Source organism: Sphingobacterium sp. BN32, assembly GCF_030503615.1.
Lineage (GTDB): Bacteria > Bacteroidota > Bacteroidia > Sphingobacteriales > Sphingobacteriaceae > Sphingobacterium.
In genome coordinates, this window is sequence record NZ_CP129963.1 from 3,775,593 (window position 1) to 3,801,643 (window position 26,051).

The 26,051-nt window shown below is 40.8% G+C and carries 19 protein-coding genes; 2 read left to right on the forward strand and 17 right to left on the reverse strand.

The window, feature by feature from the left end:
- Positions 1-33: 33 nt before the first annotated feature.
- From QYC40_RS16030 to QYC40_RS16070, 9 genes are all read right to left on the reverse strand, one after another.
- Positions 34-903: a cupin-like domain-containing protein gene (locus QYC40_RS16030; RefSeq protein WP_301991176.1), complete on the reverse strand. Its 870-nt coding sequence runs from the start codon at positions 901-903 to the stop codon at positions 34-36.
- Between the two features lie 146 nt (positions 904-1,049).
- On the reverse strand, positions 1,050-2,102 hold the full coding sequence (gldN, locus tag QYC40_RS16035; protein ID WP_301991177.1) for a gliding motility protein GldN: 1,053 nt from the start codon (positions 2,100-2,102) through the stop codon (positions 1,050-1,052).
- A 21-nt stretch (positions 2,103-2,123) separates the two neighbouring features.
- Positions 2,124-3,647 carry a gliding motility protein GldM gene (gene gldM, locus QYC40_RS16040; RefSeq protein WP_301991178.1) on the reverse strand — a complete coding sequence of 508 codons (1,524 nt, stop codon included), beginning with the start codon at positions 3,645-3,647 and terminating at the stop codon, positions 2,124-2,126.
- A 50-nt stretch (positions 3,648-3,697) separates the two neighbouring features.
- Positions 3,698-4,351: a gliding motility protein GldL gene (gldL, locus tag QYC40_RS16045; protein WP_301991179.1), complete on the reverse strand. Its 654-nt coding sequence runs from the start codon at positions 4,349-4,351 to the stop codon at positions 3,698-3,700.
- A gap of 44 nt (positions 4,352-4,395) precedes the next feature.
- The gene (locus QYC40_RS16050) at positions 4,396-5,691 is read right to left on the reverse strand and encodes an SUMF1/EgtB/PvdO family nonheme iron enzyme (protein ID WP_301991180.1); all 1,296 of its coding nucleotides are present in this window, start codon (positions 5,689-5,691) and stop codon (positions 4,396-4,398) included.
- A 389-nt stretch (positions 5,692-6,080) separates the two neighbouring features.
- The gene (locus tag QYC40_RS16055; protein ID WP_301990011.1) at positions 6,081-6,890 is read right to left on the reverse strand and encodes an IS3 family transposase; all 810 of its coding nucleotides are present in this window, start codon (positions 6,888-6,890) and stop codon (positions 6,081-6,083) included.
- 35 nt (positions 6,891-6,925) lie between these two features.
- Positions 6,926-7,324, reverse strand: coding sequence for a transposase (locus QYC40_RS16060; protein WP_301990012.1), 399 nt, complete (start codon positions 7,322-7,324; stop codon positions 6,926-6,928).
- Between the two features lie 256 nt (positions 7,325-7,580).
- Positions 7,581-8,348 carry a uroporphyrinogen-III synthase gene (locus QYC40_RS16065; protein WP_301991182.1) on the reverse strand — a complete coding sequence of 256 codons (768 nt, stop codon included), beginning with the start codon at positions 8,346-8,348 and terminating at the stop codon, positions 7,581-7,583.
- A 10-nt stretch (positions 8,349-8,358) separates the two neighbouring features.
- Complete coding sequence (locus QYC40_RS16070) at positions 8,359-9,336, reverse strand: DUF4271 domain-containing protein (protein WP_301991183.1); 978 nt, start codon at positions 9,334-9,336, stop codon at positions 8,359-8,361.
- Between the two features lie 46 nt (positions 9,337-9,382).
- Between QYC40_RS16070 and QYC40_RS16075 the strand changes: the two genes are divergently transcribed.
- Positions 9,383-9,949: a DNA-3-methyladenine glycosylase I gene (locus QYC40_RS16075; protein ID WP_301991184.1), complete on the forward strand. Its 567-nt coding sequence runs from the start codon at positions 9,383-9,385 to the stop codon at positions 9,947-9,949.
- On the opposite strand, the gene QYC40_RS16080 is transcribed toward QYC40_RS16075, so the two are convergent.
- Together QYC40_RS16080 and QYC40_RS16085 are read right to left on the reverse strand one after the other, a co-directional pair.
- Positions 9,930-10,490, reverse strand: coding sequence for a phosphoribosyltransferase (locus QYC40_RS16080; RefSeq protein ID WP_301991186.1), 561 nt, complete (start codon positions 10,488-10,490; stop codon positions 9,930-9,932). The genes QYC40_RS16075 and QYC40_RS16080 overlap by 20 nt on opposite strands.
- A gap of 2 nt (positions 10,491-10,492) precedes the next feature.
- Positions 10,493-12,568 carry a transglycosylase domain-containing protein gene (locus QYC40_RS16085; RefSeq protein ID WP_301991188.1) on the reverse strand — a complete coding sequence of 692 codons (2,076 nt, stop codon included), beginning with the start codon at positions 12,566-12,568 and terminating at the stop codon, positions 10,493-10,495.
- Between the two features lie 115 nt (positions 12,569-12,683).
- Here QYC40_RS16085 and QYC40_RS16090 point away from each other — a divergent pair, with 115 nt between their 5' ends.
- Positions 12,684-13,745 carry an Mrp/NBP35 family ATP-binding protein gene (locus QYC40_RS16090; RefSeq protein WP_301991190.1) on the forward strand — a complete coding sequence of 354 codons (1,062 nt, stop codon included), beginning with the start codon at positions 12,684-12,686 and terminating at the stop codon, positions 13,743-13,745.
- Positions 13,746-14,113: 368 nt separating this feature from the next.
- On the opposite strand, the gene QYC40_RS16095 is transcribed toward QYC40_RS16090, so the two are convergent.
- From QYC40_RS16095 to QYC40_RS16120, 6 genes are all read right to left on the reverse strand, one after another.
- The gene (locus QYC40_RS16095) at positions 14,114-15,622 is read right to left on the reverse strand and encodes a RagB/SusD family nutrient uptake outer membrane protein (RefSeq protein WP_301991191.1); all 1,509 of its coding nucleotides are present in this window, start codon (positions 15,620-15,622) and stop codon (positions 14,114-14,116) included.
- 20 nt (positions 15,623-15,642) lie between these two features.
- Complete coding sequence (locus QYC40_RS16100; RefSeq protein ID WP_301991192.1) at positions 15,643-18,843, reverse strand: SusC/RagA family TonB-linked outer membrane protein; 3,201 nt, start codon at positions 18,841-18,843, stop codon at positions 15,643-15,645.
- A 713-nt stretch (positions 18,844-19,556) separates the two neighbouring features.
- Positions 19,557-20,243: a TonB family protein gene (locus QYC40_RS16105; protein ID WP_301991193.1), complete on the reverse strand. Its 687-nt coding sequence runs from the start codon at positions 20,241-20,243 to the stop codon at positions 19,557-19,559.
- Between the two features lie 66 nt (positions 20,244-20,309).
- On the reverse strand, positions 20,310-21,188 hold the full coding sequence (locus QYC40_RS16110; RefSeq protein WP_301991194.1) for a DUF1735 domain-containing protein: 879 nt from the start codon (positions 21,186-21,188) through the stop codon (positions 20,310-20,312).
- A 9-nt stretch (positions 21,189-21,197) separates the two neighbouring features.
- Positions 21,198-22,778 carry a SusD/RagB family nutrient-binding outer membrane lipoprotein gene (locus QYC40_RS16115; protein WP_301991195.1) on the reverse strand — a complete coding sequence of 527 codons (1,581 nt, stop codon included), beginning with the start codon at positions 22,776-22,778 and terminating at the stop codon, positions 21,198-21,200.
- Between the two features lie 12 nt (positions 22,779-22,790).
- Positions 22,791-25,931 carry a SusC/RagA family TonB-linked outer membrane protein gene (locus QYC40_RS16120; RefSeq protein ID WP_301991196.1) on the reverse strand — a complete coding sequence of 1,047 codons (3,141 nt, stop codon included), beginning with the start codon at positions 25,929-25,931 and terminating at the stop codon, positions 22,791-22,793.
- Positions 25,932-26,051: the final 120 nt, after the last annotated feature.

A 26,051-nucleotide genomic window follows, 5' to 3' on the forward strand; every position in this document is an offset into this window, starting at 1 on the left:
ATACGAAAGGCTGTCTTTTCAGACAGCCTTCTCTTATTTTTTATATTTTTTGATTGCTCGATTCGCACGAGACTGCGCCGTTTTGATTTTGTAATCAAACCATTTATCCTTAAATATTTTGCGCATCGTATCATCGAAATGACGGGTTACAAACAGATTTCTGGCCCCTTTCAACTTCTCAGCAAGTGAGTTTGCTAAGGCTCGAACAGAGATTGAATATCCTTCTGTTTCGTATTGAATATAGTGCCACCATCCTGCTGGCATATACAATGTCTCGCCCGGACCTATTACCGCCTCATAACCGTCTAAGTATTCAATACCAGGGTATTCATTCACACTGCTCTTTTTCAAGTTAGCAATGCTATGGAAGTTATAAGGAAGCTTATACATTAAATCAGACTGATCATTGGGGAACAACCAAATACGTTTCTTTCCTTGGAACTGCGTGATGAATACATGCGACATATCAATGTCGAAGTGATTACGCGTCGCAGAACCCTCTCCGCCAAAGAACATATAGGGTAGCCACTGAAGAACCTTTCCTCCCGTCACATCATTGAAGATCACATCCTTTTTTAACTCTGGACGTATTTTCATCAAATTGAATAAGAAAAGACGTAATTCGGTTGGTTCTTTGCTAATTTTATCTAGATACTGACCAAAGCTCATTCTCCCCACTGGAGGACTTGCTGCGTGGTTTTGAGACTCTTCCTCGCGCCCATATACATCAATTTGCTCGTTGCCCGCTATTTCCTTGAAATAATCGTAGCTCCACTTGGACCAACAAGGGCTGTCCTTACTTACGAAATCCTTTATGATGACCGGCTGACCCTTCTTCAAATACTCTTTTACAAAGTCATTTGGAGCAATCCCAGAGATACTATTTACAGGTTTTAATTTCACAAGATTACCATTTACGTGTTAGTACAAACATAAAAAAAATATTTCTACAATAAATATTCCCAACGTCTCGCAATTAACATTTTTATCGCGAAACAGTGACAAATTATGTAGAAATATTCTTCTAAAAAATGATAAGCGTCAGATTTCTAGTAAGACCAGAGGTCTTGCTCGTAATCCATGAGCGATTTCTTGATTCTTTCAGATTCAAACAAGCGCTCCATATCATCAGCGATATAATCTTTGATGCGTAGGTCTTCCGGATTAGATTGCTTGACGATATAGCTCGCAAACATGCGCTTGATAAAGATATCGTCATAGCTAAGTCCTGTCGCGTCGTTATGGCGGTTCATTACCTCCTTGTTGACAAGCACATGACGCGCCTCTGGGAAATAAACCCAGAAAGCCGGAGTTGCATCCATCTGCGGGATAAAACTATTGCCGCCTACTGGAGGCAGAGCAACATCTGCCGGAGGGTTCGCATTGGTTGTTGTTTCCGTATTGTTTTGCGCAGGGACAGCGAAAGGATCAAATGGATCTGCTACAGCATTGCTGCCGGCATCTGTTCCCGTTCCGCCAACTGGCATTACAATATCCGAAGCTCCAGGAATCTGAGGAGTAATCAAAGGCGCTATGCCCACAATACGAGCCTCGAATACCGAGCGTTGTTTATCAAATATCCAATCCTCTTTAATACGGAACTTCACTACCTGCGTTGCGTCGAAATCACGCTGCTGATAGCTCGAACCGATTACTTCGTTATTTTCATTGAATTCTTCCACCAAGATAGAATCGCCACCAAAACGAGCCATCACCTGATCCGGTGCTAGCAAAGTCTTAAATGAATCTCCGTTAGGATCATCTTTGGTAGGCGTTGGATCGTATGCGCGCAATTCACCCGCTTGGATCGCCTCCAAGAGAATATTTATTAAACTTGACTTAGGAGATGCGAAAGCTTGATTCATCTTCACACGTAAGTCCATTTCGCGCCATACACGTTTGCTGAAAGCGATATCCGTTTGACGAATATTAGCATAAGGTACGACCTTCCGGTTTTCGAAATCGGATTTCACTACATATCCATCAACTGGAGGCAAGGTATCAACTGCCTGAATAGGGTCTACACTATTGTTCAGGTTCTCCTGCTGCGCCGAGGCTTGCAAGGAGAAAAAAACAGTTGCTGCTAATACTAACTTTTTCATGATACTAATCATCTAAATTGATTAATTGGTAACCTGGAACGTAATAGGGTCCAAGTTTTGGGCAACGCCATCAGGCCCTACCCCTACGATATCATAGATCATTACCACCGAACCACTGGTCACACCTGACAAGCCAGACTTCATCTGTCCGCTAAAGTTAGATCCACTGGTTGTGTAAGGTCCTATTGGATCTACACGTGGTTTTGCGATATACATATTGAATTTTGAGATGCGGAATTTGGCATCAAATTCGAAATTATCTAATGAGGCGGCGACAACGTTCTGTCCGCGCAATTGCGCAGCGGAAATACGACCTCCGGTTTTACCAGCAACGCGAGCCGTTGGTTTAGGAATACGCTTCACACGGAACTTCGTGCTGCTCAACTGCTGTGTCTTGTCGCCAATCTTTGCTGATACATTCACTGTCGCTTCTCCTGTTGAAGATACGCGAGCATTATACTTGCCTCCAGATCCCGAAATCGACACACCGGATCCTGAAACGATCAGATTCTCACGAGCAATACCTGGTGCAGAAACCGAAATAGGATTGTCAACACCGATGTATAACACGTTCATCTTATCTGGAGATACCACTGCCGAAGGGCGAGCCACCTGATAAGAAATCGGATCCGTTTCGTAGGTTTTCACTGTACCGTCGGTTTGCTGTACGCTGATTAAGCCTTTCCAGCTGAACACCCCTTCTGAGGAAGTATTAACCGAGTAGACCCCTTGACCATCAACAACTTGCAAAGGATTCCCATTAACAGAAATCTGAGGTGTAGACTTCGAGTCGTAAGCCGTCAAGAATACTTTTGCTGTGTAAGGCTGCCCTTGGATTAAGTAAGACGTAGGCGCAACAGCAACTGCCGAGAAACGGTCTAAGTTGACTACTGCTTGATCCATCTTGCCAAAAATATGTTTAACCACTGCAGACTCTGCATTCTTTGCGTCTGCATTGATTTTCTCTAATGCTGTGATCGCAGCGGTCAAGGGAATACCATCGCCAAAGTTAGCTTCTTCCCAAGATTTCTTTACCCCTCCGCGAGCCTTCGGATCTGCTGCTAAAAGCGCAAAATCAACCTCGTTGTTGGTTAATTTCTTCAATTCCGCAGCGGTCTTATTAATCAAATCGCGCAATTCTTTTCCGCGACCCTGATTGATCATCAGTCGAGGGGATATATCAACGTTGCTACGTTTGCTTACATCGCCGGTGCTTTCTTCCAAGCCACCACCTTCTTCCATAAACAAGCGATTATACTCAGCTACCTTGCCTGTCAATGCTGCTACTAGTTTCTGTGCTTGCTCCGCTTTGGTTAACAAGGGTTGCGCACGTTCCGGGTTCTCTTTCATTTTCGTTTCACGGAAAGAGAGGAACATATTATCGATACCCGTTTGGGTATTTTCTGTCGAAGTCTTTAAACTATCACCCAAGTTTTTGAAAGCATCTAGAAGAGAATCACTTACATTTAGCGCTACTAGGCCTAGTAGAACCAAATAAAGGATCCCGATCATCTTCTGCCTTGGTGTTTCTTTTATTCCTGCCATAAGTCAGTTTTTCTATTTTTTTAAATGTTAAAAATCTAGTTCAAACTTCGTTATGATCTGTTTCCAGATGTAGGATTCATTGCAGAAAGCATTCCACCATAGATGGCATTCAACGATGATAGGTTCTTATTGAAAGTATTTACTTGCTCTTTAAATTGTTGCATATCCGTTGCCGACTCATTGAATGTCTGCAAATCAGCAGCAGCGCGTTCAAAGGCATGGCTTAATTGTGATGCACCCGTTGCTGCAGCATTTAATTTATCTGCAAACTGATTAGTCGCGGTCGCTGTATCTGCCACTTTGGAAATTGCAGCTACTTTATCGCCGAATGTACGAAGACCGTCTCCTAAGTTACCGATTAGGTTTTCATCAATCTTCGCGTCTTGCAATAATTTATCGAGTGCAGCCGTATTACCGATCGCTGCAGGTTGTGCAACCTGTACCTGTTGCACGCTACGCGTTGGCAATTCACCTTTAAAATCTTCGTCTAACTCCGGATAAACTCGCGTCCAATCCACATCTTCCTCGGCAGATAAAAAACCCATGATGAAGAATAATACAGCTTCTACGGCCAAGCCTATACCAATCATCCACTCACCACCTTTAAAATGAAGAATTTTGAACATTAGTCCAATAATGACTACTGAGGCACCCCAGTTTATAAGCGTGTTGATACCGAATCCGAATCTTTTCTTTCTTGCCATCGTTTATAATATTAATAGTTTATGTTGTTTAGTATCTTGATCGATTATCTATTCAAAACCCCTTTATAGGCTAATACGCTACGGAAGCCCAAATAAGCTTTCGCCGTATCCTGGTATTCGTACTGACGTGTTGAATTTTGCAGGAAGTAGCCGACGTCTTTCCATGAGCCACCACGAATAACCTTGCGCTTCATCGTCTCATGATCAGACGGAGATGCATGGTAAGTATAGGTAGGGTTCATATCATGAACGAATGAATAGGCCGATTCATTGTAACTCGACTGCGTCCATTCTGCCACATTACCGGCCATGTTGTACAATCCATAATCGTTCGGGAAATAGGAATAGACCGGAGCTGTATAGGCAGCACCATCATCTAAGTAATTTCCACGGCCAGGCTTGAAATTCGCCATCAAACAACCTTTAGCATTGCGCGCGGTCGGACCGCCCCAGGGGAATTGAGTACCGATCTTACCGCCACGGGCAGCATACTCCCATTGCGCCTCGGAAGGCAATTGATAAGGAGCACGTTCTTCGCGACGCTTATTCGCAGCATTGTTGTTGAACAATAATGTTCTCCAGGTGTTGAACGCCTGTGCTTGTCGCCAGGTCACCCCTACCACCGGATATTCATCGTAAGAAGCATGCGAGAAATAACTTTCCACTAAGGGCTCATTCTGAGCATAGGAGAAATCTGTTAACCAAACGGTTGTATCCGGATAGATTAACATCGTATCTCTGAGGATAAAATCAGAACGTTTTTTTGAAGGATCATTTTTTGCAGCAACAGCAGCACGTAAGTCGTACCATTCATAATGGTAGGTCAATTGACGTACATCCAATTCATTCTTACCAAAAATGCGATCCTCCCCTTGGTAATACATTTGGTTCAAAGCTTCTTGTTGTGCTTGTGACTGTGCATTCCACGGCGAATTCTTGCGCACTCTCTCCCAATCGATATGTTTAGACTCTCCCGTTGCAGAAGTCTTGAAGTACGAAGGATCATTGAGGTGGTTATAAATTAAGATGGAGTCACGAACCCAGTTTACAAACTGACGATATTCGCTATTTGAAATTTCGGTGTCGTCCATATAGAATGGAGCGATGGTAACTTGTCTATTCTGCGAGGTTTGAGAAAAGGTGATATCTTCATCAGACTGCCCCATAATAAAAGTTCCCCCCGGGATGAGTACCATTCCATAAGGTGTCTTATTCTCCTTTAACCTGTCTAACCGAGTACCAACCAATTCGCCTGAGCTGTCCGGTCTATTACATCCAGTAAGTGCAGCCGTTAAAAATAATGCAACCTGGAGTATACGTTTGAAAGGTTTAAGTATCATTATATAATATTATTCACTATAAATTTCACTAATGAAGATTTGGATAATTGCTATCACCAAAGTCAAAAATCTTAAATGGAATTTTATTAAACAAGAAAAATCCAATTCTTTTTCCAATTTAACACAAAAATCATATTCGAATTACGATAATTCGAACGACTCCAAAATTACCTCGATTACCGTTAAAATCAACCAATATCGATAATAAAACAAGATATTGTAGCCGAAAGTTTATAACATTTATTCCGCTTTTCGATACAACTACAGCAAATATTATAAAAATCTGACGAGGGGAATTAGGGATGAGGATTTGTCACAGTCGCGTAGACATTAGATATTAGACAAAAGATAAAAGACATTTGTCTGTCCCTGAATAGTGTTGACCGTTTTTACAATTTATCAACTTGATCAAATATAGTTATTAGTGGTTTAGGAGACAATATCTCCCTAAACCACTTTTCTTCGAAACTCTCTGGCGACATCCTATGTAATGAGTTGTGCAGTCTTCGTTTATTGTACTGTTTGACAGCTCTATTGACCATTTTTTTTAAGCTTTCGAACGTCTTGGGCTTCCAATAATCCAGATACTCATTCTTGATGGTTCCATTGATCCGCTCAGCGTATGCATTGTCCTGGGCACTCTTGCCCATGCTCACCCTGCAATTATTCTCTTTCAACAGCTGCAGATAAGCTGTCGCATGATATTGGGCACCTCGGTCTGAATGATGATATTGGGGTGCCCCGTTATTCTTAAGGGCCATTCGTAGTGCCTTAAGATTAGCTGTTGACTGCATATGATTGGATACTTGATATCCAACGATCTTTTTGGTGTAAACGTCGATAATGAACACTCCATAGTAGAACCTATCGCCCACGTAGAAGTAGGTGATGTCCGATTGCCAAACCTGATTGGGAGTCCCTACAACCAAGCCATTGATCAGATTAGGGTAGGCTGTGGAAAGCCCGCGAGTCGTCCTGCGATAGTTCTTCTTGACCTTCAATCGATATCCTAAAGACATCATGGTCTCTATGAAACGATCTCTCCCCACAAAATCCGGACGGAGCATATAATACAGTTTTTCCACCCCACAACCGGGATGTTCCTTACGCACTTTATCCGCTTTTTCGATCAGCTCAGCGAATTGAACCTGATAACGGGAATGGCGAACAGCGCGCTGATGCACCGCCTGTTTGCTCATACCAACGGTTCTATAAAGCTGATTGAGGGAATAATCTATTTTTCCTGCGTGTTCCCGGAACCATCCGATGGTGGGGTGTTGAAATTTTTTCTGATATCGACCTTAAGATCCTCTCCAGCGATGTCGATCATCTTCTCCAAGAAATCGATCTTGATCTGCTTCTGGCCGATCATCCGCTCCAGTTCACGGATACGCTGTTCCATGGCTTTTACTTTGTGGGTGCTACTTGATTTCATCTCCATTATACGTTGTCCTTTCTCATTAAAGTTAGAAAATTTATAGATCCAATTATAGATCGTGGGATTACTTATTCCATAAAGCCGCTCTAACTGTAGAACACTCAACTTCCCACTCTCAAATAGGGAAACTATTTCCCGCTTAAAATCATCAGAATAAACCCGTGATTTCCTGATTAACCGCAAATTTGTTTGCATTTAGTACCTCCATTTTGTGGTCAACCTATTTCAGGGATGGACAATTGATACTGATAGACCGTGATGGAGCCGTTATTCACTTTAGATAACTAAAGTTGCTATTTTCTTATATCTAACAACTCATGTCTAATATCTGAACTAAAAAAGCCCCTAGAAATAATTCTAGAGACTTAAAATATCTTCGACAATAACTTATCAATCATTAGACGTCTAGAAATTTCTAATGTCTAATATCTTACATCTAATATCTAGACTACTATTTATTCACTTGCTTAATATACTGCTCGATTGCCATCGTCATGCTTGGAGCATTCGGAGTTGGAGCAGGGATATCAAGAATAAGGTCATGATCTAGAAGCGCCTGTTGCGTGCTGGAGCCGAAAGCTGCGATGCGCGTTTTGTTCTGCACGAAATCAGGGAAGTTTTCGTATAATGACTGCACGCTTGAAGGGCTGAAGAACACGATAATATCGTAGAACACATCCTTTAGATCTTTGATGTCGCTGATCACCGTTCTGAATAATACGGCCGGTGTAAAATCATATCCATTTTCCTGCAACCAACGTTGTGTTTCTTCGTTTGCTACGTCAGAGCATGGGAATAAGAACTTCTCTTTATTGTGCTTTTTCAACACGTCTTCCAGATCTTTTGCAGTTTGCTTCCCGAAGAAAATCTTACGCTTGCGGTACTGTATGTATTTCTGTAAATATAGAGCAATGGTTTCGGAGATACAGAAATATTTCATCTCTGCGGAAACTTCAAAACGCATTTCTTCACAAACTCTAAAGAAGTGATCCACAGCATTTTTACTCGTAAAAATCACTGCAGTATGGTCCGCAAAGTTTACCTTATCTTTTCGTACATCTTTAGCCGGAACGCCCTCCACATGGATAAAACCGCGGAAGTCCAATCGTAGATTGTATTTCTCAGCTAAGGTGAAGTAGGGAGATTTATCGTTTTCAGGTTTTGGTAAAGTAACAAGAATGCTCTTTACTTTTTTGGATCTTTCTACATCAATCTGCATAAATTCTTTCTTATTTACTAAGTGCTCTAACTAATATTAAAATAGGTGCTAGTTCGAGACTGCAAAGATAAAGAATTAAATAAAAAATCGAAAACTTGAAATTCCCGAACAGGTGTAAAGCAGTCCGTAGGAAGCGGTAAGTGAATAAAATTATTATTAAAACAATGTAAACAACCGTAATAAATTGAAAATATTCAACCGGTACGAACAGCAGAGCCAACAAGAAGGGCATCAATAAAAACATACTGTTAAAATAGACGAGGTACAGTACTGCAACATACTCACGCACAATCTTTTCTAAAGAAAATATAAAAGATACAAAGCGAATAATTAAAATCTTAGCAATGAATAAAGCCGCAACGAAAATTGCATTTTTTATAAAATTCTCAAAAGTAAGATAATTTTTGTCGCTGAAACTCGACATAACCAACACAATGAAGAGACCGAGCGACAGGCTAAACAAGGCATACAGAAAAATATAGGGCCAGGAAGTCGCCAAATTATCCTCTTTACTAACTTGTAATAACAACCTCTCCTTGTAATAAGCATCGACGATCGTACGCAATTCCATCGGGAAAACGATGCGTATAATCGCTAAAATTAAGAATAGGAAGAAAACAACAAGCAGCACCCAAATCGGACGCTCCGCTTTGAACTTCCCCGAAACAATCCCCTCCGCACTCGTAGATGCTTGTAATCGTTCCACACCAAACAACAAGTCATAGTGTCCAACTTCCAGCTGTTGCTGAAGACGCTCTGTTAAGAAATTATTATCTTTCCTTAAACCGGGGATGATTTCAGTATATTTAAATGCTGAATCCAAGGAGTCTAACGGCGAATCCTGTGCTAAACTATCGCTAACTAGTAGACTATCAGCAGGTAAGCCCGACTGCGTCGCTCTTACCGGTACAGTAGCAGTACCTTGTTGGGCAAAACCAAACAATACCGTACAAATTAATAGAAAACTGAATAGCACACGATGTTTCATGAATGCCGTAAAGTTAGAATAAAATAATCGCTTTAGAAATTGAAAAATGAGCAATAAAGAGCTAGTTCGCTGTGGCTGGTGCGGCAATGATGCCGAGTATCAAGCCTACCACGATCAGGAGTGGGGAAAACAAGTGAGGGACGACAAAACACTATTTGAGTTTCTCATCCTGGAATCTGCACAAGCAGGTTTAAGCTGGATTACGATCCTACGACGTCGGGAAAACTACAGAAAGGCATTTGCCGATTTCGACGTGGCAAAAGTTGCGGCAATGACAGAGAAAGACCAGGAACGCTTATTACAAGATCCAGGAATTATCAGGAATAAGCTCAAAATTAAAACAACGATCAGCAACGCGCAGATCTTTATGGATATTCAAAAGGAGTTCGGAAGTTTCTACAACTATCTGTATTCGTTTATGCCCGATCAAAAGCCAATCATCAATAGCTATGCGGACTACCGTGAGGCGCCAGCGACCTCCCCTATTTCTGATGCCATTGCCAAGGACTTAAAGAAAAGAGGAATTCGGTTTTTTGGAACCACCATATGCTACGCCTATATGCAGGCGGTAGGCATGGTCAACGACCATATGCTTAGCTGCTCTTTTCGCTAAGCTGCGGATCAAACTGCTTATAGATGTGCTGTAGGTTTCGACATTGACCGTTGTAGTCCAGGCCATAGCCTACGACAAACTCCTTCTCGATCTCGAAACCTACATACATGATATTATCAAAAGTATACAACAAGCAATCGGGTTTCATCAGCAATGTTGCGACAGAAATACTCGCCACCTGAAGCCTTTCCAAAGCCTCAATCGTATGCACCAACGACTTACCTGTATCGACGATATCTTCTACAATCACCACATGGCGCCCTGTCAGATCCATACCCACACCGATCAACTCCGAGATACGGCCCTGGTCTGTGCCAGAATAGGATGCTAATTTAACAAATGACATTTCGCAGGGTATATGGACTTGCTTCATCAAATCTGCCATAAACATAAAACAACCATTCAGCACCCCAATAAAGACCGGATGCTTATCCTCGTAACGAAGATTGATATCAATTCCGATAAGTCGGATACGCTTTTGAATCTGATCATAATCGATCATCAACTCAAAATGCAGGTCGTCTATAATGATGTTTTTCATGCTTAGTTTTCCTCTTTGTTTTCTTCCTTGCCAAATAGCCGCTCACGAATAGACTTGCGCAATTGGTCTTCTAAGTCCATTTCTTCGGCCATATCTTTGATATCATCGAAAGATGCCGCCGTATCCACAGTGCCTTTCGGACGTGGCGGACGTAGATTCGGCTGCAATTGCACCTGATAGAATCCGTAGTTTGCAGGGACGTTCTCATTATCCAATTGTTGCATTTTGTTCATGATGTACCCGTAGGTATTAAAATGTTTCATGACCCAGGGTTTTAACTGACCTGTATACTCAAATGAGGACAATCCTGTTTTCGGTCTGGGAATAATGCTCGACAAGAACAAACTCTCGCCGATGGTAATTTCCGAAGGTTTCTTCCCAAAATAATACTTCGACGCTTCGGCAATCCCGTAGACATTTTTGCCCCATTCAATCACGTTCAGGTAAATCTCCAATAAGCGGTCCTTACTGACCTGCCCCGATTGCTCCATCAGCCAAACGAGAAGGATTTCCTCAAACTTGCGCATCATCGTTTTGTTCCTATTCAGATAAACATTTTTAACCAATTGCATTGAGATGGTACTGGCACCGCGCTTGAATTTCTTCTCTTTGATATTTGTAACGATCGATAATTGGAAGGCTTCCAGCTCGAATCCCTTATGCTTGTAAAAGAAAGGATCCTCCGTGTTCAACACCGTCTTCTTTAAAATCGACGAAACCTGATCCAAGGGTGTAAACATCGGATTTGCAGGACCTACCACGATATCGCGTAGTTTTGTCGTATCATCATAAGCTTCATAAACGAAAGGTTGATTCAAGGCAGCAATATCAGCCTTGCCCCATTTGACGACTTTCAAAGCGGCATCATCGATCTTGGAGCTGAATTTCAGCTGATCGGGATCATCCAAATCAACCTCAAAATCCATGTCATATTGTATATCTCCTTCTACCTGCAAACCGTCTAACTGGTCAAACAAACCTTTTGGTATGGCATCAAAAAAGTTCTGCGCCTTGAATTTGCCCGTGTGCACCGCCATACTCAATATCTTCTTCGGCTTTCGCGTATATTTTAAGCGAGGTTCGAAAGAAAAATCTTTGACTTGCACTTTCGTGCCCTCGATTAACTGAATCGTATTCTCGGACACTTGAAATCCGCCAAGCGCCGAACCTTCGGGAAGAACGATTTGCTCACCCGACAGGCGCCGCTGATAAACCTTTAGGTTTTTTGTAGACCAGCCGCCCAACACTTCCAGCACATCTTTCCCCTTTCGAGAAACATCGTAGAGGTGAAAAGCGAGTTCATCAAAACTAACCTGAAGCCCATATTTTCTGCGCAGGAATGGTAACTCGGCATCCTTATTATCCGAAGTGATTTTAACACTCAGGGTCTGTTTATCTGGATTAACCTCACCACTGAAATTCCATTTCGCATCCTGCTCGTTCAAGAATACATCTACATCATAATCGCCATTATCAATCTCCCCAACAGGAATACGCACCATCTGTGTCCCGGAGCTATCCTGATAGGACAGGTTCACATTGCTCAGGCTCAAATCGCGAGGAACTTTCAAAAAAACTTGCTTAATCAATCGATCCACAGTCTCGGCCAATGTTCTGCTGCTCGTATCTACAGCGGTTGAATCCTTAGCTTTCTTTCTAAATAAAAAATCATAGTTCGATGTACTGTCGGCTTTCAATAAGGTGATATCGGCATTTTCCATTTCGAGGGATCCCAATTTGATGGTTCCCGAAATTAGCGGAAAGAGCTTCACCGACACTTTGAACTTATCCATTGCCGCTAACTGATCTGCAGAGTCCGGAACGACACGTACTTTTTGGAACTCCACCGTAGTCAAGCCGGCAAAATCATAGCTCCCAATACGTAGGTCGAGCTGATAATCCTCCTTCAATTTCTGCTTCACTTTCAGGACCGCCTGATCCAACATTTTCCCGCGAACAGACAGTCCCCAGAATAATCCAACGAGGAAAATTCCTAGAACTGTACCCAGCGAAATTAAAAACCATCGCTTCCGCAAGAACGAAAAATCAAGCTTCTTCAACCATTCTTTTACCAGCATAAATAGACCGTTTCTTCAATATTAATTCGATAAAAATAGATAAAATTCATTAAAAACATCTTTATGACATGATATTGTCCTTCTTTCCTTAAGTTTGTATGAATATTGTGAAACCATGATTACAAAACAACAAATCCTAGATGCTTTGAGTAATGTGGAAGAGCCTGATCTGAAGAAAGATTTAGTCACTCTAAACATGATTGAAAACATCGAAATTCTACCTAATAAGATAAAATTCGACGTTGTACTTACCACTCCAGCTTGCCCACTAAAAGGCCATATAGAACATGCTTGCCGCAACGCTATTGCCTTTTTTGTGTCTAAGGATGTGGACGTAGAAATCAACATGACTGCACGTGTCCGCCCTGTGGAAAACGCTCAACTAAAGAACATCAAAAATATCGTATTAGTATCCTCTGGAAAAGGGGGCGTCGGTAAGTCAACCGTCGCAGCAAATCTAGCATTGGCGCTATCGCAGACCGGAGCAAAAACAGGCTTGTTGGATGCAGATATTTACGGCCCTTCGGTGCCTATCATGTTTGGATTGGACGGCGCAAGACCGGAATCCACACAGACCGCCGACGGACAAACCAAGATTGTTCCCATCGAAAAATTCGGATTGAAATTATTGTCAATCGGATTTTTTACAGACCCGAACCAGCCTATTCCTTGGCGCGGCCCGATGGCTACTTCAGCAATCAAACAGCTATTCAATGATACCGATTGGGGCGAATTGGACTATTTAGTGGTCGATATGCCTCCGGGCACGGGTGATATACATATTACGGTGGCTCAACAATACCCTATTTCGGGTGCTGTCATCGTGACCACACCACAACAAGTGGCGCTTGCCGACGCGATCAAGGGTATGGCGATGTATCAGATGGAGGGCGTGCAAGTACCGATCTTAGGTGTCATCGAAAACATGGCATACTTTACTCCTGCCGAACTTCCGGACAACAGATATTACATCTTCGGAAAAGATGGCGGAAAACGCCTTGCCGAACAGAACAATGTGCCGTTTATCGGAGAGATTCCTTTGGTGAAAGCCGTTGCCGATGCGGGTGATAACGGATTTCCGGTAGCCTTAGATGCTGATGATCCTGTAACGAAGTCCTTCGCAAGTATTGCTGGACGCGTAGCACAGGAACTGAGCATTCTTGCCGCAACGGTATAACGAATGATCTATAAAAAATTAATAAGGGCGACCAACATTGGTCGCCTTTTCTATGGAACTGGAATAAGTTAAAGCCCTTTCAAACCCAATGTAAAACCCATACAAACCCCAATCAAGCCCGCTCTGGAAGGGCTATGCATTGGGTTTACATAGGCTTTGAAAAAGGAGCGACTGCTTTTTGTGCAGAATTGCTTCTGTAGGCATTCGGAAAATGAACAGTGTTGAGCTGAAATTGACACAAAAAGTGTGTGCATTTTTCCATTGAAAACTCCAGCTAGATTGAAGGTGCATAATCTCCGTTGAAGACTGATACTTTCAAAAAAAAGGCCTCGCAATTTGCGAGGCCTTTTCTATTTAGAAAAATCAAATTAATTAATTTGAGGGTTATTCTGAATTTCCACTTGTGGAATTGGGAAGGTCAATTGGTCTGCATTATAGTTGAATGACTGACCTGCGAAATACAAGTGGTTTTCACCTCTTGTAATTGTCGCTTTATTACGTTTCATTGCTAAGTAAGATTTACCTTCACCCCAAAGCTCAATACGAGTTTGTAGATAAATTTCATCTTTTAAGCGTTGACCTGAAAGTGTTGAAAGGTAGCTTGTGTTATCCAAACGCAAATCTAATAATTTCTTCAACGAGGCGATTGCTGCAGCTTCGTTTCCGATTTTAGCGTTTGCTTCTGCATTTAACAAGACCATTTCATCTACGCGCATGTACAAGTAGTCCGTTACGATTTGACGCTGACCCATTTCTTCACGCTCAGGTGTATAGAATTTATTGATTGGCATTAACTCTTCTGCATCGAACTGTCCTTTACGAACGTCGTTTGCAGGAATCTTTGCATAAAGACCTTTGTCGATCGCTTTAGGGTCACCAGCAGCTGCGTAGCTATAGCTCCAGTAATCTACTTGTCCCCACCAGGATACTAAGTCTAAGTTGCTTGCTAATGTTAAATCAACGCCCCACATCCAGCTTGGTGTAGCGATGTTGTTAAAACCACCGTCGCTATTAACCACTAGACCTTGTCCATCAAGAACAGCTGCTGTTTGACTCTTTGTCGTTAACGGGAAGCCACCATTACTGATGATATCATTTGTTAATGTGGCTACTTTTTGCCAGTCTGCTTGCGTACCTCTAGCACCCAATGCATAAGCTAACAAACCTTCAGCAACGTATTTGTTGATTTGGTGTTTACCTGTTCTGTTGAATCCCTCTAAGTATTCTACGGCAGTTTCCAAATCTGAAATGATTAAATCATATACTTCTTTCGTTGTAGAAAGTGGTTGATTTGGCTGATCTGTGTTCGTATAGATAGGTAAGATTTTATCATTACCGGAACCGTACTCAGGAGCATAAAGATTTGCTAGGTAGAAGTAAGCATAAGCGCGCATCGCTTTTGCTTGTCCCATTACAAAACGAGCGTCTTTTTGATCTGCAGGAATCTGCACTTCTGAACCCCCGATAGCATCCATCGCCGAGTTAGCAGACATGATGATTTTGTAATAGTAGTTCCAAGGCTTAGAAGCTTCAGCACGAGTATAATCAGTTGTTGCGATGTAACGAACAACGTTTGAGTACCATCCATAGTTCAAACCAGTTAAAACCATGTCTGATGCTAACATATCCATGTAGATATCGTATCCTTTTTGTCCGAAGTCATCATGATCTTCATCTGCAGGAAGTGCTGTAAATGTTGTGTACATTGTTGCATATAAACCTGTGATATAACCATTCAGCACGTTAGGATCTTGTTTACCGGCTTCTTCGATTTGGTCGGTAGACAACTGCTCTGTTGGGGCGCTGTCTAAGAAATCTTTGCTACAAGAAGCAAAAACTAAAGAGCCTGCCAACAATATATTTAATGTTTTTTTCATTTTCTTAAATGCTTATAAAATTAAAACTTAACTCTTAAACCAGCACTTACCGTTGATAATGGTGAGTATCTGTACATGCTAGAAGAACCAGCTTGGTGAGTTGAAGGGTTAAATCCTTTTCTTGCAGAAGCAATTGCTAAGTTATCCGCAGATACCCATACCGATAATGCTTGAGCACCAAAAGTTTTAATCCAATCTGATTTGAAGTTATATCCTAAACGAACGTTGTTTAACATCAAGTAGTTTGATTTTGTTAAGAATCTAGTCGATACTGAGTTAACATTTGCGTCCCAATCATTGCTTAATCTAGGAACGTCAGTTACGTCGCCTGGTTTTTGCCATCTGTTGAAGATGTCGCTATGCCAGTTGTTGCTACCGATTGCATCGTTGTTCATCAAAATAGCGTATGCACCGTCATAAGCATATCCACCTAGGCTGTACAATAATTGTGCGCTTAAGTCAAATCCTTTGTATCCTGCTCTTAGGTTGAAAGCACCTCTGATAGCTGGAATAGCGGATTTGCCAACGTAATATTGTGTTGCTTGTGAATAGGTTTTTGTTGTTCCTTCTTTGATTTCTTTGTTGTCTGGGTTGTTGAACAATGCCATCGATGCGATTTGCTCACCAGTATTGAATACGCCGTCGCCATTGTCGTCAGTGTAATATACTTTCCACATGCTTAGACCATCTTCAGGATCCACACCTACGAAGTCTCTCATGTAGAAATCATAGATTGAATGACCTTCAGCCCATCCGTAGCTTCCTTGGATATCAATAACTTTTGGTAATTGAGTCGAAGGATCGATTGGCATTTTCGTGATTTTGTTTTTGAAAGCCTCACCGTTGATGCCTAAATCTAAATAGAAGTTTTCGTTCTTAACAATATGACCTACTAAATCAAACTCGATACCTTGGTTTCTTAATTGACCATCATTTACTTTGATTGTTTGGTAACCGATAGATGGTCCCATACCGTAATCAAAGATTAAGTTATCTGTATTTTTGATGTAGTATTCTACTGTACCTGTTAAGAAGTTACCGATTTCGAATTCAACACCTGTTTGGAACATTTTTGAAGTTTCCCAAGTCAGGTCTTCATTACCTTTGTTGTTGAATGTGAATGCAGCTTCGTTATTTACGTTTTCTACGTTGTAAGTGATGTAACCCGGATAGTAACCTACACCTGCTTGATCACCTAACACACCGTATGAAACTTTGTATTTCAAGAACTTGAAGATGTTCTGATCTTTCATGAAGTCTTCATTCGATACAATCCATCCAGCACCTACTGAACCGAAAGTACCCCATTTCTCGTTCTTAAATCTTGAAGATCCATCGCGTCTTAAACTACCAGACAAGTAATACTTGTTTTTGTAATCGTAGTTGATTTGCCCGAAGTAACTTTCTAAAGAGTAGTCCTCAGTCCAAGATTTGATTGGGTTAGAAACAACGACGTTGCTGAAATCTAAAATATCGTTAGATACTAAGTTGTAGCCTGAGTTATCAAGGATATTCGAATCCCATTTTACAGCCTCGTGCGCAGCTAATGCCTCGAAAGAGTGATCACCGAAGTCTTTTCTATAACGTAGTAAGTTTAACAAGTTATAGTAGTTCAACTCAGTACGTCTTTGGTACAATGAGCCGTTTTGACTTGCCGCACTTCCGTAGAATTTGTTGGCTCTATCGTTGTAAATATTGTTGTAGTATTGAATACCTAAAGAGTTTTCGAATGTTAAACCATCAATAATATTGAAGTTAACATATGCTCTACCGTTTAATTCATTACGGTTATGACGTTTGATATCATAAGTAGCATCAGCAATAGCGTTCGTTAATGAACCGAATTTACGTTTTGAAATTGTACCGTAATCGAATACATTTCCACCATAGTAAGGATCTGCGATCGTATTACCGTCAGCATCTCTTTGGAATAATGGGTAGATGGAAGGAATGTTGTCTACGAACCAGAAGATACTTCCTGAGTCCTCAGACTGACCGCCTGTATTGCGCTCTACTTTAGAGTAGTTCGCGTTCATACCCACATTGATGAATTTGTTTACTTTGTGATCTAAGCTTAAACGACCTGTTAAACGCTCGAAATCAGAGCTGATCGAGTAACCTTTATCGCCTAAATAACCTAGGGAAGTAAAGTAGTTTGTTTTTTCGCTAGAACCACCAAATCTTACATTGATATCAGTTCTCGCTGCACTTTGGAATGCATAGTCTTCCCAGCTTTCAGGGTTATATTTACGAGTAACACCTGATTTCACTGTTCTAGTCGTAGGATCGATTAGATCTGCAACGGATGATACGTTCCATATGTTGTTCAATGAATTGATACCCGCACTTGAGAATAAGCGCTGATTAGCGAATGCTACGCCATCTTGTCCTCTTGTAACGCCTTCATTGTACATTGCCTCCCAGCTAAGACCGATATATTCTTCTGGCGATTTGATTACGTCGTAACGTGGAAGTAAAGACATGTTGCTACCGAAGTTAGCATCTGCTTCAACGAATGACTGTTGACCGCGACCTGTTTTTGTCGTAATCAAGATCACACCATTCGCACCACGTGAACCGTAGATTGCAGTGGCAGCAGCATCTTTCAATACCGTAACGTTTTCAATATCAGCATTGTTAATAGATGTAATGTTTCCTGAAAAAGGAACACCATCAACAACGTATAAAGGATCGCGGTTACCATTTACGGAACCAAAACCACGGATACGAATAGTAGCTGAGCTACCTGGCTGACCTGTAGTATTCACTACTTGCAAACCAGCAACCTCACCAGCAATAGCTTGTGAAATGTTGGAAACGTTCTTTTGTTGTAGTTTAGCACCATCAACTTTTTTCGCTGAACCTGTAAAAGCTTCTTTGGTCGTGCTACCGTATCCTACGACAACAACTTCTTCTAAAGTCGCTTCTTCACTTACTAAGGCAGCATTAACAACTGACTTACCAGCAACTGAAATACGTTGAGAAACATAGCCCACGTAAGAGAATGCTAAAGTAGCATTGTCAGCAACAGTAAGGGAATAGTTTCCGGAGTCGTCTGTTTGGGTAGAAGTAGTCGTACCAACGATCATGACAGATACTCCTGATAAAGGAGTGCCCCCATCTGCCGCAGTTACCCGACCACTCACTTGACGATTTTGTGCAAACGCAACCCCAATAAGGCACGTCATCACAAAAATAAAACTGAGTAATTTTTGTTTCATTTTGTTTGTAATAATTAAAGAATTCTGAGCAATAACTGTTAAAAATTGTTAAACAGGCTCCAAATATAGAGTTTCATTAATTTTAGGACAAACAAAATACTGTTTTACTCAATTTTTTGTGAATAATTAAAAATATTGGTTGTTTTTTAAACTTTTCACAAGCAGTTCATGGAAATATGGATGATTTCATAAATTATAGATAAATAAATGTCATTTTCAAATAAATAAAATTTCATTAATAATTAAAGGAAATGACTTTTATCGGCTGTACATCAGACAATTAGCTACAAATAATAATTATAATTAAGAGTTTCATAAAACGATCCCTATATTAGTATCATAGACAACCATTCGAGAAACCTAGTCTAATTCCTGCCAGCTACCTAACTTAGTTGGTCAAACCGACCGCATACTTGTGAAAAATTCTAAATCATTCGTTACTTTTAGAATGAAACAGATAAGGCTGTTCATATTTCAGAATTTTATTCTAAAAAATACGAACCCATCAAATCCATTCCTAATTTTACTGAGAATCAATAATTCAACTATCGCAATAGCTTGATTAGCTTTATCTTATCTTTTAACATAGAAAAGGAGAATGAAATTAATCATCCTCCTTTTCTATTCGTATTAAACCCCTTAGGCTTAGTTTGTAAAATTGTTTGTTACAACGTTAAAATGTAACAAATGTTTTTTTATTTCTTAACAGACTACTAAATATGACGTCTAAACTCTTTCAGTGATAGCGTAAAATCAAAACTAGATGTTGTCTTTGCATATTTCCCGTTCGAAGTGGCAGGTTTCCACTTTCCAGCACGCTTTAAAGCACGTGTCGCATTTTCGAAAATATCAAATCCCGGATCATCAGGCATTTTAATATTCGTAAGAGTTCCATCTTCCTTCACGGTAAAGGTAAGGGTGTAAGTTCCAGAAACGCCAGCCTTAATCGCTGCATCTGGATATTTGAAAGATTTTAGAAAAAGTTCTCTAAACTTATCAATACCGACCTCAGGTTCCGCCAGAACAACGCCCGATAATCTATTTTTAATGTATGTTTCTGACATTAAATGCGAAGGAAATCGAACCACGCTTGAAACGTTATGACCATTTTTCATCGCAGGCTCCCAATTCCCCAGATCAACTATTGTTTTTGCCAAAAGATCGCGTTCAGCATCTGAGCTCGATCGAATAAACCTAAAGGTATCCAACTTTCCAAGATCACTCACTGTAAATTCAAAATCAAAGTCTGTCAACAGCTTCTTATCGCTTATATTGGTTTTACTTTGAATTTCTTCGATAAATTTTTCAATTCCACCTTTGGGTAAAGCAGACTTTTCCTGCGCAAGAAGTAGTGTTGGAAACAGTACTAACATGCTTAACATTTTCAAAATCGATTTCATAGGCATCATCTTTAAGGATAAAAAAAAGGGAGGACTTAATTACCGCCCTCCCTTAAATATACTCAATTATCTTGAACCGGTATAAGTAAACGTTTCTTCAAACGTACGTCCACCGTTTCCTTGTTTCCAATAAACTTTCAACGTTTTAGTTGCCGGATCCCACTTACTACGTGTATCTTGTGGAGTCTGAACGCCTAATGAAGGACATTCTACAGTAACCAAGTTAGTTGCAGGATCAACGTTATAATACACCTCATTCGAATATGTACCAAGTAATCCCGGACTTAATTTCACTCTGTGTGGCCCAACAGTAACAAGTTGTACAGTTTTGTTCGCATTCGGAACTAAGGATGTAGCTGCAGAAGTTCTGTAGTTGTAAGTTCCATCGTAAGGGTTTTTGGCTGCAACGTTAATTACGATATTTCCAAAGTTTCCTGAAACCTCTCCATTGCTTGCCGACTTGATCGTTAAACCGATCGCGTAATCTTTATCAAACGTAAAAAGGTTTGGTTTAAACTGAACTGGAATGGTAGCAACGCGTTCGCCTTTTTTAATGGTAACTTCTGTTGTTGTTACAGCGTAACGGTCGCTCGGTAATACAGCATACTCAATGTCATTCTCTGGATCTTCGTTCAAAAAATCATTATAACGACCCACCAAAGCATTGTTTAGCTCGATTACAACCTTAGTATCTGCTGTTGCCGGCTCAGCGCCCACCACCTTAATTGGCAAGTCTAGCGTTGCTGATGGAACGATGTCATACGCCAATGAATAAACAGGGATAGGACTCGTTACGCCTGATATAGGAGCAGAAACATTTCCAAACTCAACGACATTGGTAATCGCCCCGGGTGCATCCGGACCAATTAATTCATCATCTTTCAAACAAGATGTTGTATTTAGCAGGATTGCTGCTGCTAATATAGATTTTATGATATTTTTCATTTTTTCAAATTATTTTGCCCAGAAAATCTTACTCGAGAATTTGTTCACCGTCGGAACGTTTTCACCATTGTAAGCGGATTCTGTATTTGGATACAATAATCTAGTTGGTAATTTATCAGGAGCCGTAGAAACAGACCCAATTGACACAAAAGTATCATAGTAGTTAGAAGTGTTGTTAGCACCCTTGATTGATGGATACCCAGTTCTTCTGTACTCATTCCAAGCCTCATGACCGAATAAGAAGTTGAATGCGATATACTTTTGCGTAATAATTGCCTCTAATTTCTGAGCTTCGGTAGTCGCAAGCGAAAAGTTAACTAATGGCGATGTTGCATTTTCACTCAAATAAAGTGCTAAATAGTCTGCTGCTGACATTGCCCCAGCAAATGTTCCAACTTCGTTCTTGTTTAAGTACGTATATGAAGCAGCAATACCTTCTTCGAACAATTTCTTCGCATCACCTGATAAGATCCCACGTACAGCAGCTTCAGCAGCTAAGAATTTCGCTTCAGCTAATAAGACTACTGGTTGTGCTGCAGTTGGGCCTTTGACTACTCCAATACCTCTGTAGTTAGTCGCGCTGATCGTTCCGCTTGTTGGGCGCAATACCCATGCAGAAGGAGCTACACCAGTCGGTGGATCCTCTTGGTATCCTAATTGATTTTTAGGAACTGATAAACCATTTGCGAAAGTCACCTTTGCACGCTCGATGTCGTCAATTTTATAACCATCGTAAAATCCGATAACGAAGTAAGTTGGGATAAATTGGGTACCCCATGTTCCAACGGAAGTACCACTAGCAACATATGCCCAAGTATTCCACATTGGATTTTGCTTACCATCCAATTTCGCAAAGCCTGGTTGAACCTGAACGTCGTCTGTAATTAAACCTACCGCATCGATGGCTTCGCTAGCAAAAGTTACTTTCCCTTTTCCTTTGATTACCAATTTCAGCTTTAACGTGTTTGCTAATCTAGCCCAGTTTGTTGCATTTCCTTTGAATACAATATCACCATTGGTAAACTCTTGCGATAATGTAGCATTTGATTTGAAGTATGCAATCGATTTGTCTAAGCGAGCAGCTAAGTCAGCGTAGATATCTTGTGCTTTATCGTATTTCGGATATAAGTTTTCAACGCCTTTGAATGCCTCGCTATAAGGAATATCATTATACGTATCCACTAAATTCATAAAATTATATACCCAAAAAACCTGAGCAGCCTGATGATAAGCGGCCAAATTTTCATCCGCTTCCGTATTCTTCAGCGTATAGGCAATATCCATTAGGACATTATAAGTATTCGTCCATAATGCAGCGTTATCACCTGTAGAGTAGTTGTAATCTAAAAATCCATTACCCCAACCACTCACACCACCAGCGTTTGCAAAGTACATGATGCGTCCGCCATAAGTGCTAAAAGTAGGAACAAGTCGTGAAGTGCCTACAATTGCTTGTGGCAAAACCAATTGCGGAGTTGATTCTGTGGGATTGTTTGGGTTATCGTTAATATCCAAAGCTTTCTCACAAGAACTAAAGCCTGTACTTAGTACAGCTCCAATTAGTGTATATTTTAAAAGTTTCTTAAACATGATCATTCGTAATTAAAAAGTTAACATTACAGAGAAGCCCAAGTAACGTGAAGGAGGAGTTTGTGACAAACCTGTCAAACCAATCGCATTTCCGTTAGATGCACCGTTGCCATCTGAATATTCAGGATCTGTATAAACGTTAGTAGATGGAGTCCAAAGGAATAAGTTTCTTCCTTGCGCACTTACACGAGCAGCCTTGATAACTTTCTGTCTCGCTAAGAATGTTTTCGGAACATTATAAGTCACAGACATCTCTCTGATTTTCCAGAATGCAGCCGATGTTACATAAGTTTCATCGATGTCTGTTCTTGGAGGGCCCATCGTCCAGTAGCTTGAACCACCATCATAAACAGTAATATTCGTGTTTGCCACGTAAGAATTTGACGCTTCATCCCAATATGATGAATTAGGAATAACGAAACGCTCGCGATCGTAAGCAACTGTATTGATACCTGCGCCTGAGAAGTCGAATGAGCTACCACCGTTGTTGAAAATATAGTTTCCAGTACGGTATTCAGCACTTGTGTAGAATGATAAGTCTTTCCACGACAATGATAAATTCAATCCTAAGGTATGCGTAGGCAATGCAGCACCCATGTTGATCAATTGCTCGCTAGCAGTAGGATAACCTGTAATCTTGTCAACAATGATTCTACCTTCTGGATCTCTGTTGTAACCATATCCCATAAGTACAGGGAATTTTTCACCAGCAATCGCGTATGAACCAGTTGTTCCTCCGTATGTTGCTAAAGCAAGTTTATCTAAACCTGCAGCTAATTCTTCTACGCGGTTATCGATATATGTAAAGTTTCCACCTACCGTTAAGTTCCAATCCTGATTACGAATAGGCGTTACTGTTAAACGGCTCTCTAAACCTTTTCCTGATGTGATACCAGCATTCAAAAGGTATTTTTCATAGCCTGATGTAATTGAAACGTTTGTTGGAACCGTATTATCTACTGTTCTGTTGTTGAAGTAAGTTGCTTCAGCAGAGATTCTATTATCTAACCATGAAGATTCGAAACCAACCTCAAACGATCTTGTAATCTCCGGTTTTAGGCCTTTTTGAGGGATTTGATTTTCTAAAGTAAAACCACCTACTCCATTATACGGATATCCAGATCCTTGGGTGAATGTAGGTAATAAACTATATGCACCAAAGTTTATATAATTACCAACGTTCACCTGGCCAACTTTAGACCAGCTTCCACGTAATTTGAAGAAGTTCAAATAACTTAAGTCCTGTAAGCCTTCGATTGCATCAGTTAATACGAATGAAGCTGTTACACCAGGATAGAAGAATGAACGGTTGTTAGGATCTAAGATCGACACCCAGTCATTTCTTCCTGTGAAACTTAAGAATAAATAATTCTTATAAGCAACATCTACTTTACCAGACACACCGAAAACGCGTGCTAAATAGTTAGCTTGACCTGCGCTTGGCGGGTTCACACTATTTCCAAGATTGTAAAGATCATCCAATACCAAACCATTAACTGAAGCTGACATGCCTGAGTTTTGATTTTGAACGTATTGGAATAATGCCGTATAATCTAATTTGAAATCACCGTTTGTATGTGTAGCATGCGCGATGAAATCAGAAACGATGTTTGTTGTATAGTTGAATGCATCCGTAACAGATCCTAAGATATTTGATGCTTTATATGTTCCAGAATGCAAACCTGCCGCATACGGAGTGAATATAAATCTACCTGTATGGTATTTATATGATTGGTTCGCAGTTGTCATACCCACACGACCGGTGAAATCTAACCACTCTAAAGGTTTGAAATCTAATTGCGTATTTCCCATAAAATAATCATTTCTGATATTTTGACGGTTATTCGCTGCTACGAAGTAAGGGTTGTTGTAATACGCATTGTAGTAACCATTCGGATTACCAAAAGGATTATTTTCCCAGTCTTTATAAGAAAGCAATGGAATATGTCCCGGAGATTGTAGCACATTGTCGTAGATCGTAGCATTTGCAGATGTTTGATCGTAACGATTTTGAGCATAGTAAGCTGTATAAGAGATATTCAACATTTCGTGAAGTTCTCTTTGGCCATTTACACGCGCAGATGCTCTGTTATATTTATCGTATGGCACTGTACCTGTAGATTTTAAGTATTGTCCCGAGAAACGGAATGAGCTCTTATCATGTTTAGAAGCCACAGAAAGGTTGGTCATATTCGCAACACCAGTTTCCCAGAAATTGTCTTTATCACCAGTCCAAGAGTACTTACCTTTTTGAATCGTGCCATCTTGCAAAGCCTCACCAATAATAACCTCTGATCCGTCGAATGCAGGACCGTATTGTTGGTTTTCGTAAGACACATAGCCCGGCATATGCGCAGCATAACCCGAACCGAAACGTTTTTGAACGCCTGGCAAGAACACGACATCTTCAAAAGTTGTTGTATTCTCAAGGGTTACTTCCATTCCTTGCGAAGCTGCACCTCTTTTGGTTTTAATAACCAAGGCACCGTTGGACGCTTGAGAACCATATAATGCCGCTGCAGAAGCACCGTTTAACACGGTAATATCCTCAACGTCATCAGGGTTTAAGTTTCCTAACATTGATGAAGGTGAAATAACGTTGTCAATAACGATCAAGGCTTGGTTGTTACCAGTCAATGAACGCATACCACGTAAAATCACACGGTAGTTAGGGTTAACTCCCGAACCAACACCTTGCACTGTTAAACCAGCTACTTTACCAGTCAAACCAGTTACAACGTTTGTAGGCTTAGCTTTCTGAAGATCGTCTGCTTTGATCGTCGTTTGGGCTGCTCCTAAGGAACGCTTTGTTGCTGATAAACCGGCACCCGTAACCACAATTTCATCCAAAGTGTTCTCATTACTTACTAAAGAAACGTTGATGGTTGATTGTGAACCGACCGACACAGTCTTAGTTTCGAAGCCAATGTAGCTATAAACTAAGGTCGCTCCATTTGCGACAGAGAGTTGGTAATTACCTTCGCCATCAGTTTGCGTTCCGACGCTCGTTCCTTGAACTAAAACCGACGCTCCGCTGATAGGTGTGCCATCAGCTGCTGATGTTACTTTACCCCTCACTTGCCGATTTTGCGCATACGATACCCCTACGAATAAAGTACACAGCAAAAAAATACTGAGTAATTTTTGTTTCATGTTTTGTTGTTGTTTAGTTAATCGCTTTTTGGTTTGCTAATTATAACAAAGTGTTAAAATTTTGTTAAAACGCTCAGCAATTTAGGATGGCAAAGTTGTCACTGCAAATAATTCAAGTAA

Bases quoted from the DNA above. Each gene is read 5' to 3' on its own strand.
- QYC40_RS16070 (WP_301991183.1), bottom strand. From the start codon at position 9,336: ATGAAACATCGTGTGCTATTCAGTTTTCTATTAATTTGTACGGTATTG.
- QYC40_RS16055 (WP_301990011.1), bottom strand. From the start codon at position 6,890: ATGAGCAAACAGGCGGTGCATCAGCGCGCTGTTCGCCATTCCCGTTAT.
- QYC40_RS16120 (WP_301991196.1), bottom strand. From the start codon at position 25,931: ATGAAACAAAAATTACTCAGTATTTTTTTGCTGTGTACTTTATTCGTA.
- QYC40_RS16050 (WP_301991180.1), bottom strand. From the start codon at position 5,691: ATGATACTTAAACCTTTCAAACGTATACTCCAGGTTGCATTATTTTTA.
- gldM (WP_301991178.1), bottom strand. From the start codon at position 3,647: ATGGCAGGAATAAAAGAAACACCAAGGCAGAAGATGATCGGGATCCTT.
- QYC40_RS16060 (WP_301990012.1), bottom strand. From the start codon at position 7,324: ATGCAAACAAATTTGCGGTTAATCAGGAAATCACGGGTTTATTCTGAT.
- gldL (WP_301991179.1), bottom strand. From the start codon at position 4,351: ATGGCAAGAAAGAAAAGATTCGGATTCGGTATCAACACGCTTATAAAC.
- QYC40_RS16105 (WP_301991193.1), bottom strand. From the start codon at position 20,243: ATGAAATCGATTTTGAAAATGTTAAGCATGTTAGTACTGTTTCCAACA.
- QYC40_RS16090 (WP_301991190.1), top strand. From the start codon at position 12,684: ATGATTACAAAACAACAAATCCTAGATGCTTTGAGTAATGTGGAAGAG.
- gldN (WP_301991177.1), bottom strand. From the start codon at position 2,102: ATGAAAAAGTTAGTATTAGCAGCAACTGTTTTTTTCTCCTTGCAAGCC.
- QYC40_RS16080 (WP_301991186.1), bottom strand. From the start codon at position 10,490: ATGAAAAACATCATTATAGACGACCTGCATTTTGAGTTGATGATCGAT.
- QYC40_RS16075 (WP_301991184.1), top strand. From the start codon at position 9,383: ATGAGCAATAAAGAGCTAGTTCGCTGTGGCTGGTGCGGCAATGATGCC.
- QYC40_RS16115 (WP_301991195.1), bottom strand. From the start codon at position 22,778: ATGTTTAAGAAACTTTTAAAATATACACTAATTGGAGCTGTACTAAGT.
- QYC40_RS16100 (WP_301991192.1), bottom strand. From the start codon at position 18,843: ATGAAACAAAAATTACTCAGTTTTATTTTTGTGATGACGTGCCTTATT.
- QYC40_RS16110 (WP_301991194.1), bottom strand. From the start codon at position 21,188: ATGAAAAATATCATAAAATCTATATTAGCAGCAGCAATCCTGCTAAAT.
- QYC40_RS16065 (WP_301991182.1), bottom strand. From the start codon at position 8,348: ATGCAGATTGATGTAGAAAGATCCAAAAAAGTAAAGAGCATTCTTGTT.
- QYC40_RS16085 (WP_301991188.1), bottom strand. From the start codon at position 12,568: ATGCTGGTAAAAGAATGGTTGAAGAAGCTTGATTTTTCGTTCTTGCGG.
- QYC40_RS16095 (WP_301991191.1), bottom strand. From the start codon at position 15,622: ATGAAAAAAACATTAAATATATTGTTGGCAGGCTCTTTAGTTTTTGCT.